Raw genomic sequence first — 13989 nt, forward strand, 5'->3', positions numbered from 1 at the left:
GCCTGCGATAGCATCACCTCGGTGTACCTGATGTACCGAGGTGTCTGCATCGCAGGCAAGCCAGCTCCCACATTTTAATAGCCGGGGCGGGCCTTGAGCTGTTCGGCAGCGGCTTTGGCCAGGTCCGGCGGCAGGAAGTCTTTGTCCGGGTTGTAGTCAGCCTTGAGATAGCGCGCCAGATCCTGCAAATCCCCCGGGTTGAGCGTGCCGGCCGCCTGCTTCAAGCGCAGGCTGTCGAGGATGTAGTCGTAGCGGCTGTTGTTGTAGTTGCGCACCGACGCGTACAGCTGGCGCTGTGAGTCCAGCACGTCGACGATGTTGCGCGTGCCCACCTGATAGCCGATTTCCGTGGCTTCCACTGCGCTCTGGTTGGAGATGATCGACTGGCGGCGCGCTTGCACCTGCTCCACATCGGTGTTGACTGCACGGTGCAGATTGCGGGTGTTTTCCACCACTTGGCGGCGCAGGCCTTCACGTTGTTGCTCGGTCTGATCGAGGCGCGAATAGGATTCGCGCACTTGCGAGCTGGTGAGGCCGCCGCTATAGATCGGGATGTTCAAGCGCAGGCCGACGGTGCGTTGCGACACATCGCCACCGTACGGGATGGGCAACTGATTCGGGTTGCTGAAACCCAGGGCGTCGTTGTCGCCTTTTTCGTATTGCGCAACCGCATCGAGGGTCGGCAAGTGGCCGGCCTTGCGCTGCCGAAGGGTTTCTTCGGCGGCGGTTACCGCGTAATTGCTGGCGAGCAGGTTGAGATTCTGGCGCCCGGCGGTTTCGACCCAGGCCTTGGCGTCGTTCGGCGCCGGCGGCAGCACCGGCAGCGTATGAACGATGCCCTGGATCGAATTGTATTGGCGGTTGGTCAGGGTGATCAGCGCTTCGAAAGCGTCGTCCACCTGACGCTGGGCCAGGATGCGGTTGGCCCGGGCAGTGTCGTAGCTGGCCTGGGATTGCAGCACATCGGTCTTGTCCGACAGGCCCACATCGAAGCGTTCGTTGGACTGGTCGAGCTGGCGCTTGAAGGCATTTTCTTCGGCTTTGGTCGACGCCAGGTTGTCCTGGGCGCGCAGCACGGCGAAGTAGCTCTCGGCACTTTGCAAAATCAGGTTCTGCTCGGAGGCCGACAGTTGCAGCGAGGCTTGCTCGTTGACCGCTTGGGCGGCTTGCAGCTGGAACCAGCGGTCGGCGCGAAACAGCGGCTGGCTCAGGGTGGCGCGCCAGGAGTGGGCGTCGCGGTTGGCCGTGGCGGCCGGTTGATCGATCTGGGTGCGCACGTTATTGCTATCGGCACCGGCCGACAGATTCGGCAGCAAACCTGCGCGGGCCTGGGGCACCACTTCTTTTTGCGCGCCGTACTGCGCACGGGCAGCGGCCAGGTCGGCGTTGTTGTGCGCCGCTTCCTGATAGACGCTGACCAGGTCGGTATTGGCGGACAAGGGCGCTTCAGCTGCCCAGACCAGTCCGTTGGTCGCACAAGACACGGCAACAGCCAGTGAGAGTTTGCGCAGCATGAGGCGATCCCTAATTTTAATATTACGACTATAATTTAGCGCTCAAGGCTAAGGCTGGCCATTCCTGGCGTCAAGCCTTGAAGCAGTGCCCGAGTGTAGTGGCCGGACCTGCGCACAACAATCCCACGATCGCGCCATTCATCACGCTGAATGCACCGCTATTGGCAATTTGCCCACGCCATGGTCTAGACTGGCCGCGTTCTTGTCGGGGTGCCTTGTTGGAAGGCTGAGATCGGTAAATACCGGATCCCGTTGAACCTGATCAGGTTAGCGCCTGCGTAGGGAACAAGATTTCTCGTCACCCGGCGAGTCCTCTTGTGCTTCGTCCGGGATGTTGTTCGACAATCGAACAGCCCTCGTGCGCCAAGCACAGCACTGGTTACAGTGCGTCCGTCCGTCACAGGTTCGCTCCGACAAAAATCCACCGCCTGGATAAGTTGGAGAGCCCGTGATGAGTACAAAACTAAAAAATACCGTGCACCTGAGTGAATCGGCCAAGGTCGACTCCGGCTCCGTGCAGCCGTTTACCCGCTCGCAAAAAATCTACGTGCAGGGCTCCCGCCCGGATATTCGCGTGCCGATGCGCGAGATCAGCCTGGACGTGACGCCCACTGAGTTTGGTGGCGAAATCAACGCCCCTGTAGTGGTCTACGATACCTCCGGCCCCTATACCGACCCCAATGTCATCATCGACGTGCGCAAAGGCTTGGCCGATGTGCGCTCGCCGTGGATCGAAGAGCGTGGTGACACCGAGCGGCTGGCCTGCTTGAGCTCACGCTACGGCCAGGAACGTCTGGATAACCCCGACCTGGCCTACCTGCGCTTTGCCCACCTGCAAAACCCGCGTCGGGCCAAGGCCGGCGCCAACGTCAGCCAGATGCACTACGCGCGCAAAGGCATCATCACGCCAGAAATGGAATACGTGGCCATCCGCGAAAACATGAAGCTTGAGGAAGCCCGCGCCAGCGGCCTGCTTAAGCAACAACATGCCGGGCACAGCTTCGGCGCCAGTATTCCGAAAATCATCACGCCCGAGTTCGTGCGCGAAGAAATCGCCCGCGGCCGCGCAATCATCCCGGCCAACATCAACCACACTGAGCTGGAGCCGATGATTATCGGCCGTAACTTCCTGGTGAAGATCAACGGCAACATCGGCAACAGCGCCTTGGGTTCGTCCATTGAAGAAGAAGTGGCGAAGATGACCTGGGGCATTCGCTGGGGCTCGGACAACATCATGGACCTGTCCACCGGCAAACATATCCATGAAACCCGCGAGTGGATCATCCGTAACTCGCCCGTGCCGATCGGCACCGTGCCTATCTACCAGGCCCTGGAAAAAGTCGACGGTGTTGCCGAAGACCTGACCTGGGAGCTGTTCCGCGACACCCTGATCGAACAGGCCGAGCAAGGCGTGGACTACTTCACCATTCACGCCGGCGTATTGCTGCGCTACGTGCCGCTGACCGCCAATCGCGTCACCGGCATTGTCAGCCGTGGCGGCGCGATCATGGCCAAGTGGTGCTTGGCCCATCACAAGGAAAACTTCGCCTACACGCACTTCGAAGAGATCTGCGAAATCATGAAGGCCTATGACGTCAGCTTCTCCCTGGGGGATGGTCTGCGTCCGGGGTCGGTGGCCGATGCCAACGACGCTGCGCAATTCGGTGAACTGGAGACTCTGGGCGAGCTGACCAAGATCGCCTGGAAGCACGACGTACAAACCATGATCGAAGGCCCCGGCCATGTGCCGATGCAACTGATCAAAGAGAACATGGACAAGCAGTTGGAGTGCTGCGACGAGGCGCCGTTCTACACCCTCGGCCCGCTGACCACTGATATTGCGCCGGGCTACGACCACATCACCTCAGGCATTGGCGCGGCGATGATCGGCTGGTTCGGTTGCGCCATGCTCTGCTACGTCACCCCCAAGGAGCACTTGGGCCTGCCGAACAAGGATGACGTGAAGACCGGGATCATCACCTACAAGATCGCGGCCCACGCGGCCGACCTTGCCAAAGGCCACCCTGGCGCGCAGATTCGCGATAACGCCCTGAGCAAGGCGCGCTTCGAATTCCGCTGGGAAGACCAGTTCAACCTCGGCCTGGACCCGGATACCGCACGGGCATTCCACGACGAGACGTTGCCCAAGGAATCTGCCAAGGTCGCGCATTTCTGCTCCATGTGTGGGCCTAAATTCTGCTCGATGAAGGTCACCCATGAGGTGCGTGAGTACGCGGCCAACCAGCGCATCGATGCGGTGGATGTGGACGTGGCCAAGGGCTTGGCCGAGCAGGCTGAGCGGTTCAAACAGGAAGGTAGCCAGCTCTACAAAAAGGTCTGATCCATAGGCGGCGGTGCCTGCACCGCCGTCATCGCGGGCAAGCCCGGCTCCCACAGTTGGCCTAAGTGGACACAGATTTTGTGTTCACAGCCGGTCCCCTGTGGGAGTCGGGCTTGCCCGCGATAGCGATCTGACAAACACCCAATCTCTCCCTGCAATAACAACCGATCAGCGGCGTGCCGGCACCAGCTCAGGCTTGATCACGCCGGTTAGGCGCGTATAGGGCAGGGTGATTTCGATCAGCCCCTGTGCGTAAGGGGCGATGGTGCTGACGTTGTACTTGAGCACCACGCCGCCGCTGGTCAGGGCCACGTTCGGGGTTTTCTGGAACGGCCAGCTCTTCACGAACTCCGGATCGCGATCCATCTTGGTGCTGATCAACCAGCTGTTGTGGGCAACTTTAGCGGTATTCCAGAAGGCCTGCTCCTGGCCGGGCAACAGCATGTCGGCCAGGGTCAGTTCCTTATGCAGAATCCGTGAATAGTTGATAAACCCACGGCCTGGCTCGCCGTGGGCGACGCCGGTGTCCAGGTAACTGGACACTTCAACGATCACCAGTCCGTCATGCTGGTCACGTACCTTGGCTTGCAAGTACATGCCATGGCGGTCCGGCGACTCACGCAGGAAGGTGTTCCGGTAGGCGTTCAGGCTCGCCGGGACGCTGGCGTCAGGCGTGGTGCGGGTCATTTGCAGCAAACGCTGTTCCACCAGGCTGTCGAGTTGTGGCTCGGTGGGGAAATGCACGGTGTCGATGTTCACCAGCGGGCAGGCCGGGCTGTCACAGCCGGGCTTGATCTGCTCGGATTTGTCGGTGGTAACGTCCAGCGGCTTGAGATAGGCCGGTTGGAACAGGCTCTGGCAAGCACCCAGGGTCAAGGCAATACAGGCCACGGAGGCGATTTTTAAAAGCGACATGTGTGTCCTTCGTAAATCGATGGAAAGCGAAAAGAGTAGCGCTTGGACTGCCAACGTGGCCGCCAGTTCGCCACTAAACTGATTGCAGTGAGTTTGACGCTCGCCGCCTCTCCCGGCAACCGCAAAGGGGCTGCATCAACGGGCGTCGGCGCGTTAGGATGGCGCCCATTGCACGAGCTTAACGAGGGACACCATGACGGACATCGCGAAGTCGACGCCGAACAAAATCGAGATTGTTCAGCGTGACAATGCCTATAAAGGCTTCTACAAGCTCGATCGCGTGCAACTGCGCCACGAAAAATTCGACGGCGGCATGAGCCGGGTGATCAACCGCGAGGTGTTCGTGCGTCATGACGCCGTATGCGTGCTGCCCTATGACCCGCTGCGCGATGAGGTGGTGCTGATCGAACAGTTCCGCGTCGGCGCCATGGGCCGCGCCGATAACCCCTGGCTGGTGGAGATGGTCGCCGGCCTGATTGACAAGGATGAGCAACCCGAGGAGGTTGCACACCGCGAGGCCGAGGAGGAAGCTGGGCTGACATTCTCCGCGCTATGGCCGATCACCAAGTATTTTCCATCGCCGGGCGGCAGCACCGAATTTGTCCACCTGTACCTGGGCCGTTGCGACAGCTCGGGCGCGGGTGGCGTCCATGGATTGGAAGAAGAAGCAGAAGATATCCGCGTCACCGCCTGGGCCTTCGAAGATGCCTTGCAGGCAGTGCGCGATGGCAAGATTTCCAACGCAGCCAGCATTATCGCCCTGCAATGGCTTGCGCTTAATCGCGCGGAAGTGAGGGGGTTATGGCAGTAAAGGCACGGGAACGTTATCGAGTAGACCTGATCGGGCTGCAAGCGGCCTGCGAGGCCAACTATGCGCGGCTGATGCGCCTGCTCCCGGACATGCGCCACGCCCCCCAGGCGCGGCGCATTGCTGTCACCCATGGCGACCAGATGCTCGGCGTGCTGACCCTGGAAGTCATTCTCACCTGCCCGTACACCACCACCCTGCGGGTGCGCCAGGAACACAGCCTGCCGTGGTTGCCGGTGCCGCAACTGGAAGTACAGGTCTACCACGACGCCCGTATGGCCGAAGTGATCAGCGCCGAGCACGCACGACGCTTTCGCAGCATCTATCCTTACCCGAATGTGTTCATGCACCAGCCCGATGAGAAAGCACAGCTCAATGTGTTCCTCGGTGAATGGCTCAGCCACTGCCTGGCCTTGGGCCATGAGTTTGAAGTGGTGCGGTAGAGGTGAACTGCGTCTGCTTCCTTGGGTTTCCTCTTTGTGTCCTGCCCCAGCATAATCGCGCCAAATGTCCATTCCTGTAGTTGCCAGGGAGAGCGCCTTGCCGAGCGTATCCGCCGTGAATCCTGATGCCGTGTTGCTGGTGCAGTTGTCCGACAGCCATCTGTTTGCCGACGCTGACGCCACGCTGCTGGGCATGAACACCCGTGAAAGCCTGCAGCGGGTGGTCGAGCTGGTGCGTGCGCAACAGCCGGCCATCGACCTGATACTGGCGACCGGCGACTTGTCCCAGGACGGCACGCTGGCGTCCTATCAACAGTTTCGCGATTTGACCGCTCCCCTTGGCGCCCCGGCGCGCTGGATTCCCGGCAACCACGACGAACCGCAGGTCATGGCCCAGGCTGCCATGCACAGTGATTTGCTCGAACCGGTGGTGGATATCGGCAACTGGCGTATCACCCTGCTGGATTCGGCGGTACCCGGGTCGGTGCCGGGTTACTTGCAAGACGAGCAACTGCAACGGCTGGCGCAGGCCTTGAGCGAAGCGCCGGATCGCCATCACCTGGTGTGTTTCCACCATCATCCGGTGCCCATCGGCAGTGCATGGATGGAGCCGATTGGCCTGCGCAACCCCGAGGCGCTGTTTGCCGTGCTTGAGCGCTTCCCGCAGACAAAGGCATTGCTTTGGGGCCATGTGCATCAGGAAATCGACGGCGAGCGCAACGGTGTGCGACTGCTGGCTTCGCCGTCCACCTGTATCCAGTTTGCGCCAGGGAGTGAGGATTTCCAGGTCAGCGAGCAGGCACCGGGTTATCGCTGGTTGCGCTTGCATGGCGACGGACGGTTGGAAACGGGGGTGGAGCGGGTCAAAGGCTTCGCTTTTACGGTCGATTACGGCAGCAACGGCTATTAAGGCCTGCAAACACTGAGCAAAAGGTGGGAGCTGGCTTGCCTGCGATGACGGTGTACCTGGCGCTGGCTCGTTGACTCAATCGCCGCCATCGCAGGCAAGCCAGCTCCTACATTGGGTCCGCTTCTGCCTGCATTCCCTGTAAACTGCGCCTCTTTGGCCCCAGCACGGAGAGCCCGGCATGTCCGCTTCGATCCTGTATATCCACGGCTTCAACAGTGCGCCGGCTTCCAACAAGGCCAGCCAGTTGACCACCGTGATGGGCACCCTCGGCCTGTCCGACCAGTTACGCGTACCGGCGCTGCATCACCACCCTCGTCAGGCAATTCTTCAATTGGAGCAAGCGATTGCGCAACTGGGCCGGCCACTGCTGGTCGGCAGCTCACTCGGCGGCTACTATGCAACCCATCTTGCCGAACGCCATGGTCTCAAGGCGTTGCTGGTCAACCCGGCGGTCAGTCCCCATCGGATGTTCGACGGTTACCTGGGCACCCAGAAGAACCTCTACACCGATGAGACCTGGGAGTTGACACAGGACCACGTCACGGCCTTGGCCGAGCTGGAAGTACCGGCGCCCCAGGATGCCGCGCGTTATCAGGTGTGGTTGCAGACCGGGGACGAAACCCTGGATTATCGCCTGGCCCAACAGTATTACCGGGCCTGCGCCTTGCGCATCCAGGCCGGTGGCGACCATGGTTACCAGGGGTTCGCCCAGCAATTGCCGGCACTGTTGTGCTTTGCCGGCATTGGCGCAGATCAGTTTCAATCCTTCGATTTTTCGTCACTGTAGAAAATCGCAGGTCACTTTTTAATCGAACGACTCACGACGAGACCCCATGGCCACTCCCAGCGCTAGCTCTTATAACGCCGACGCCATCGAAGTCCTCTCGGGCCTCGACCCGGTGCGCAAACGCCCCGGCATGTACACCGACACCAGTCGGCCGAACCACCTTGCCCAGGAAGTCATCGACAACAGCGTCGACGAAGCCTTGGCCGGGCACGCCAAGTCGGTGCAAGTCATCCTTCACGCCGACCATTCCCTGGAAGTGTCCGACGACGGTCGTGGCATGCCGGTGGACATTCACCCCGAAGAGGGTGTGCCGGGCGTCGAGCTGATCCTTACCAAGCTGCATGCCGGCGGCAAGTTCTCCAACAAGAACTACCAGTTCTCCGGCGGTTTGCACGGCGTGGGTATTTCCGTGGTCAACGCGCTGTCGACCCTGGTGCGGGTCAAGGTCAAGCGCGATGGCAACGAGTACCAGATGACTTTCGCCGATGGCTACAAAGCCACCGACCTGGAAGTGATCGGCACCGTGGGCAAGCGCAACACCGGCACCAGCGTGTACTTTGCGCCGGACCCCAAGTATTTCGATTCGCCCAAATTCTCCATCAGCCGCCTCAAGCACGTGCTCAAGGCCAAGGCTGTGTTGTGCCCGGGGCTGCTGGTCAGCTTTGAAGACAAAGGCACCGGCGAGAAGGTCGAATGGCACTACGAAGACGGCCTGCGCTCTTACCTGGAAGACTCGGTCAGCGACTTCGAGCGCCTGCCCAACGAGCCGTTCTGCGGCAGCCTGTCGGGTAATAAAGAAGCGGTGGACTGGGCGCTGCTGTGGTTGCCCGAAGGTGGCGACAGCGTGCAGGAAAGCTACGTCAACCTGATCCCCACGGCCCAGGGCGGCACCCACGTCAACGGTTTGCGCCAAGGCTTGCTGGATGCCATGCGTGAGTTCTGCGAATACCGCAGCCTGTTGCCGCGCGGCGTCAAACTGGCGCCGGAAGACGTGTGGGAGCGCATCGCGTTCGTGCTGTCGATGAAGATGCAGGAACCGCAATTCTCCGGGCAGACCAAGGAGCGCCTGTCGTCCCGCGAGGCAGCGGCGTTTGTCTCTGGCGTGGTCAAGGACGCCTTCAGCCTGTGGCTCAACGAGCATCCGGAACTGGGCCTGGCCCTGGCGGAGCTGGCGATCAACAACGCCGGCCGGCGCTTGAAGGCGAGCAAAAAGGTCGAGCGCAAGCGCATCACCCAGGGCCCGGCACTGCCGGGCAAACTGGCCGATTGCGCCGGGCAAGACCCGATGCGTTCCGAGCTGTTCCTGGTGGAAGGTGACTCCGCCGGCGGTTCCGCCAAGCAAGCGCGGGACAAGGAGTTCCAGGCGATCCTGCCGTTGCGCGGCAAGATCCTCAACACCTGGGAAGTCGATGGCAGCGAAGTGCTCGCCAGCCAGGAAGTGCATAACATCGCGGTCGCCATCGGCGTCGATCCGGGCGCGGCAGACATGAGCCAGCTGCGCTACGGCAAGATCTGTATCCTCGCCGACGCCGACTCGGACGGCCTGCACATTGCTACCTTGCTGTGCGCGTTGTTCGTCCAGCATTTCCGCCCGTTGGTGGATGCCGGTCACGTCTACGTCGCCATGCCGCCGCTGTACCGCATCGACCTGGGCAAGGAAATCTTCTACGCCCTGGACGAAGCCGAGCGCGATGGCATCCTTGACCGCCTGGTGGCCGAGAAGAAACGCGGCAAGCCACAGGTCACGCGATTCAAGGGCCTGGGTGAAATGAACCCGCCGCAACTGCGCGAAACCACCATGGACCCGAACACCCGGCGCCTGGTGCAGTTGACCCTGGAAGACTTCGCCGCCACCTCGGAAATGATGGACATGCTGCTGGCGAAGAAACGCGCTGGCGACCGCAAGACCTGGCTTGAATCCAAAGGCAACCTGGCCGAGGTACTGGGCTGATGCGCACAGGCTTCGCCCTGGCGATCCTGATGTTGAGCGGGCTAGCGGTCACCCAGGCGGCCGCAGCCAGCGTGGCAGAGCTCAAGCTGGTCTCGGAACACCCGGTTGACGGCATGCGCGGTGGGAACCTGTCGGGCCTGGCGTTGTGTGGCAACGAGCTGTGGACGGTTTCGGACCGCGATGACGACCAGATCTACCGCCTGGATACCCGTGCGCCGACCTGGAGCGCGCAAGCGCTGACGATCGACGTGCCGCCCGTGCCCGAGTCCGGCCTGCCTTGGGGCTTGCGTTCGCGCACCAAGGCCGCTTCGTTCATACGCGGCGGTGACCTGGACTTTGAAGGCATCAGCTGTGATGCCGCAGGCAACCGCTACATTGTCAGCGAAGCCCATGCCGCGGTGTTGCAGGTACCCGCAACGGGCGCCCCGGAGTGGTTGAAAATCGCACCGGGCATGGTGCGTGAAGCCAGGGCTAGTGGCATGTTGCTGCACTTTAATGCCTTGTTCGAAGGCCTGGCGGTAAACCCTGAAGGCAATCAGATCTGGCTGGCTGCCGAGCGCGAACGCCGTGGCCTGGTCTCGATCAAGCGTGGGCAGAGCGTATGGGATTGCGATGGCCGTTGTGTATTGTTGAGCGAGGCCGGCCAGGAAGTGCAACCGGCGCAGTTCCCCAACGCCAAGGCCGTGTCCAAGGACTTTGCCGACTTGTCGCTGTTCAACGGCAAGCTGTTTACCCTGGAGCGCAATGCGTTCCAGATCTGCCGGCGCGACCCGCTCACGGCCAAGGTTGAGCTGTGCTGGTCGTTTGCCGACGAAGCCCTGACGCCGCAGCGACGTTACCCACAGTCGTATGGCCTGGCTGAAGCCCTGTTGGTGGATGCCGACGGTGCCTGGGTCGGGATCGACAACAATTTCGGCCCGCGTGCCGATGGTGAAAAACGTCCGATGGTCTATCGTTTTGCCGCTCCGGATGGCGGCTGGAGTGCCCAGCCATGAGTCGAGATTTTTTTGAATTGAATCAGCGCAGCGGCAGTTCCGCTGCGCCTTACCCCATGATGAGGCCCGCATGAGTGACATCCTCGCAGACAGCTTAGATGGCGTAGAGCGCCGGTCGCTGGCTGAATTCACCGAAAATGCCTATCTCAACTACTCCATGTACGTGATCATGGACCGTGCCTTGCCGCATATCGGCGACGGCCTGAAGCCCGTGCAACGGCGCATCATCTACGCCATGAGTGAGTTGGGCCTGGACGCCGATTCCAAGCACAAGAAATCGGCGCGTACCGTCGGTGACGTGCTGGGTAAATTCCACCCCCACGGCGACTCGGCGTGCTATGAAGCCATGGTGCTGATGGCCCAGCCGTTCAGCTACCGCTATACCCTGGTGGACGGCCAGGGTAACTGGGGTGCACCGGATGACCCCAAATCCTTCGCCGCCATGCGTTACACCGAGGCGCGGCTGTCGCGTTATTCCGAAGTGCTGCTCAGCGAGCTGGGCCAGGGCACTGCCGACTGGGGGCCGAACTTTGACGGCACCCTCGACGAACCCCTGGTGTTGCCGGCGCGTTTGCCGAATATCCTGCTCAACGGCACCACCGGTATTGCGGTCGGCATGGCCACCGATGTGCCGCCGCACAACCTGCGCGAAGTCGCCACTGCCTGCGTGCGCTTGCTGGATGAGCCCAAAGCTACGGTCGAGCAGCTCTGCGAGCATATCCAGGGCCCGGATTACCCGACCGAAGCAGAAATCATCACGCCGCGCGCGGACCTGCTGAAGATGTACGAAACGGGCAAGGGCTCGGTGCGTATGCGCGCGGTGTACCACATCGAGGACGGCGACATTATTGTGACCGCGCTGCCGCACCAGGTATCGGGTGCCAAGGTGCTGGAGCAGATCGCCGCGTTGATGCAGGCCAAGCCGTCGAAATTGCCGCAAGTGGCCGACCTGCGTGACGAGTCCGACCATGAGAACCCATGCCGCATCGTGATCATCCCGACTAACAGCCGGGTGGATCACGAAGTGCTGATGCAGCACTTGTTCGCCAGCACCGACCTGGAGTCCAGCTACCGGGTCAACGTCAACATCATCGGCCTGGACGGCAAGCCGCAGTTGAAGAACCTGCGCAATCTGCTGGTGGAATGGCTGGAGTTCCGCGTACAAACCGTGCGTCGCCGCCTGCAATTTCGCCTCGACAAGGTCGAGCGCCGCTTGCATCTGTTGGACGGCTTGCTGATCGCCTACCTCAACCTGGATGAAGTGATCCATATCATCCGTACCGCCGAGCATCCGAAAGCCGAGCTGATCGCGCGTTTCGAGCTGAGCGAAATCCAGGCGGACTACATTCTAGACACCCGCTTGCGCCAGTTGGCACGCCTGGAAGAAATGAAGCTGCGCGACGAGCAGGATGCACTGCTCAAGGAACAAGCCAAGCTGCAAGCCCTGCTGGGCAGCGAAGCCAAGCTCAAGAAGCTGGTGCGCAGCGAACTGATCAAAGACGCCGAAACCTATGGCGATGACCGTCGCTCGCCTATCGTCGAGCGCGCTGAAGCCAAGGCGCTGACCGAAACCGAGCTGTTGCCCAACGAGAAAATTACCGTCGTTCTGTCGGAAAAGGGTTGGGTTCGCTCCGCCAAAGGGCATGATATTGACGCCACCGGCCTTTCGTACAAAGCCGGTGATGGCTTCAAGACCGCTGCCGCCGGACGTTCCAATCAATTCGCGGTGTTTATCGACTCGACCGGGCGCAGTTATTCGGTGCCGGCCCACACCCTGCCGTCTGCACGGGGGCAGGGCGAGCCGTTGACCGGGCGCCTCACGCCGCCACCGGGGGCGAATTTCGAGTGCGTGCTGTTGCCGGACGATGATTCGCTGTATGTCATCGCCTCCGACGCCGGTTACGGTTTCGTGGTCAAGGGTGAAGACCTGCAGGCCAAGAACAAGGCGGGCAAGGCGCTGTTGAGCCTGCCGAACAATGCCAAGGTGATCCTGCCAAGGCCGGTGGAGGATCGGGAGAGTAACTGGCTGGCGTCGGTGACCACCGAAGGGCGCTTGCTGGTGTTCAAGATCAGCGACTTGCCGCAGCTGGGCAAGGGTAAAGGCAACAAGATAATCGGGATTCCCGGTGACCGGGTGGCCAGTCGCGAGGAGTATGTGACTGACATCGCCGTGGTCCCGGAAGGTTCTACCCTGGTGCTCCAGGCCGGCAAGCGCACGTTGTCATTGCGCCCTGACGACCTTGAACACTACAAGGGTGAGCGTGGCCGGCGAGGTAACAAACTGCCACGAGGCTTCCAGCGAGTGGATGCCTTGCTGGTCGAAACGCCGGTTTAAGCGGTACTAGAGGCCTCGATCTACGATTTAACGCGTAGATCGATGCTTTCGCGCTGGAGTCATGGCGCATATTCACGGATGATATGGCCTTTCCAGCGCCGGCGTGGCCGAGCGTGTTCAGGTTATTTTTAGTATTACATTGTGGTTCGCCTTGTGGCAGCCACTTGGATGGGATGATGACTGCTCCACGCCTTCCTCTATTTTTGATGCTCGCTGGCCTTTTGGGGTTGGCGGGTTGCAGCACACATCAACCGGTGTCGCTGTACCAGCTGGACAGCGGAAGTCCGGCTCAGCCAGCCCAAACCGCTGGCATGGCCGTATTGCTGGGGCCGGTAGTCGTTGCCGATTACCTGCAACGCGAAACCCTGCTTCAACGTCAGAACGACGGCAGCCTGCAAGGTTCCACAGATGGTCGTTGGGCCGGTAGCCTGTCGTCGGATATCAACCAGTTGATGTTGCGTCAGGTCGCCGGCCAGCTGGACAGCCAGCGTGTGGTCCTGGCACCGGGACCCTCCGGGTTCACCCCGGATGTACAGGTGTTGCTGACCATTACGCGGCTGGATTCCGGCAAGTCGCAACCGGCGATCCTGGATGCACAGTGGCGCCTGATCGACCGTCGCGGGCAGGTGCGGGACAACCGCATTGTGCATCTGCAGGAAGAGCACGCCGGCACCACTGCGTCCCAGGTCCAGGCTCAGGGTGTGCTGTTGCAGCACTTGGCACAGCAGTTGTCGGTGGCGCTCAAACCATTGGCCAACCAGCCGCCGATTGCCGAAGCGCAGCCGCGTAAGCAGGCCCCCGCCCAGGCCAAGCCTGCGGCCCCGGAAAAACCGAAGATGCCGATGGCCACGCCGATTCGTACGGACTTGGAAGTGTTCAGATTCTGATCTGAATGGCGCACAAACAAAAGGCCCGCTGAATAAGCGGGCCTTTTTGTTGGGCTGCGATTTAAGCTGCACCACAACCCAAATGGGGGGCGGGCTTGTGTGT

At 61.1% G+C, this 13989-nt stretch carries 11 protein-coding genes and 1 riboswitch; of the genes, 9 read left to right on the forward strand and 2 right to left on the reverse strand.

Annotated elements, in window-relative coordinates:
• Nucleotides 1-74: 74 nt before the first annotated feature.
• Nucleotides 75-1514: a TolC family outer membrane protein gene (locus AC07S6_RS13960; protein WP_495112495.1), complete on the reverse strand. Its 1440-nt coding sequence runs from the start codon at nt 1512-1514 to the stop codon at nt 75-77.
• 196 nt (nt 1515-1710) lie between these two features.
• A riboswitch (TPP riboswitch) is annotated at nt 1711-1816 on the forward strand.
• Between the two features lie 149 nt (nt 1817-1965).
• Here AC07S6_RS13960 and thiC point away from each other — a divergent pair.
• Complete coding sequence (gene thiC / locus AC07S6_RS13965) at nt 1966-3855, forward strand: phosphomethylpyrimidine synthase ThiC (RefSeq protein ID WP_034125634.1); 1890 nt, start codon at nt 1966-1968, stop codon at nt 3853-3855.
• Nucleotides 3856-4023: 168 nt separating this feature from the next.
• Here thiC and AC07S6_RS13970 read toward each other — a convergent pair whose 3' ends face one another.
• Nucleotides 4024-4770: an RsiV family protein gene (locus tag AC07S6_RS13970; RefSeq protein WP_495112496.1), complete on the reverse strand. Its 747-nt coding sequence runs from the start codon at nt 4768-4770 to the stop codon at nt 4024-4026.
• Nucleotides 4771-4963: 193 nt separating this feature from the next.
• On the opposite strand from AC07S6_RS13970, the gene AC07S6_RS13975 reads away from it, so the two are divergent.
• The 8 genes from AC07S6_RS13975 to AC07S6_RS14010 all read left to right on the forward strand — a co-directional run bounded on the left by AC07S6_RS13975 (nt 4964) and on the right by AC07S6_RS14010 (nt 13886).
• Nucleotides 4964-5581, forward strand: coding sequence for an NUDIX domain-containing protein (locus AC07S6_RS13975; RefSeq protein WP_032893869.1), 618 nt, complete (start codon nt 4964-4966; stop codon nt 5579-5581).
• Entirely contained in the window at nt 5572-6021 is a 450-nt protein-coding gene (locus tag AC07S6_RS13980; RefSeq protein ID WP_003188022.1) for a DUF1249 domain-containing protein, read from the forward strand. Before AC07S6_RS13975 ends, AC07S6_RS13980 begins: the two co-directional genes overlap by 10 nt.
• 97 nt (nt 6022-6118) lie before the next feature.
• A complete protein-coding gene (gene cpdA, locus AC07S6_RS13985) occupies nt 6119-6931 on the forward strand; it encodes a 3',5'-cyclic-AMP phosphodiesterase (protein ID WP_072434855.1) in 813 nt (270 codons plus the stop codon).
• A gap of 178 nt (nt 6932-7109) precedes the next feature.
• Nucleotides 7110-7718 (forward strand): YqiA/YcfP family alpha/beta fold hydrolase, encoded by a 609-nt coding sequence (locus AC07S6_RS13990; protein ID WP_014716651.1) that lies wholly within the window; start codon nt 7110-7112, stop codon nt 7716-7718.
• A 46-nt stretch (nt 7719-7764) separates the two neighbouring features.
• Complete coding sequence (gene parE / locus AC07S6_RS13995) at nt 7765-9669, forward strand: DNA topoisomerase IV subunit B (protein WP_003188026.1); 1905 nt, start codon at nt 7765-7767, stop codon at nt 9667-9669.
• Entirely contained in the window at nt 9669-10664 is a 996-nt protein-coding gene (locus AC07S6_RS14000; protein ID WP_495112497.1) for an esterase-like activity of phytase family protein, read from the forward strand. Before parE ends, AC07S6_RS14000 begins: the two co-directional genes overlap by 1 nt.
• 70 nt (nt 10665-10734) lie before the next feature.
• Nucleotides 10735-12999: a DNA topoisomerase IV subunit A gene (parC, locus tag AC07S6_RS14005; protein ID WP_020301636.1), complete on the forward strand. Its 2265-nt coding sequence runs from the start codon at nt 10735-10737 to the stop codon at nt 12997-12999.
• A 173-nt stretch (nt 13000-13172) separates the two neighbouring features.
• Nucleotides 13173-13886: a PqiC family protein gene (locus AC07S6_RS14010; protein ID WP_032873461.1), complete on the forward strand. Its 714-nt coding sequence runs from the start codon at nt 13173-13175 to the stop codon at nt 13884-13886.
• The last annotated feature ends 103 nt before the right edge of the window (nt 13887-13989 follow it).

Source organism: Pseudomonas sp. GW821-FHT07B01, from assembly GCF_059419065.1.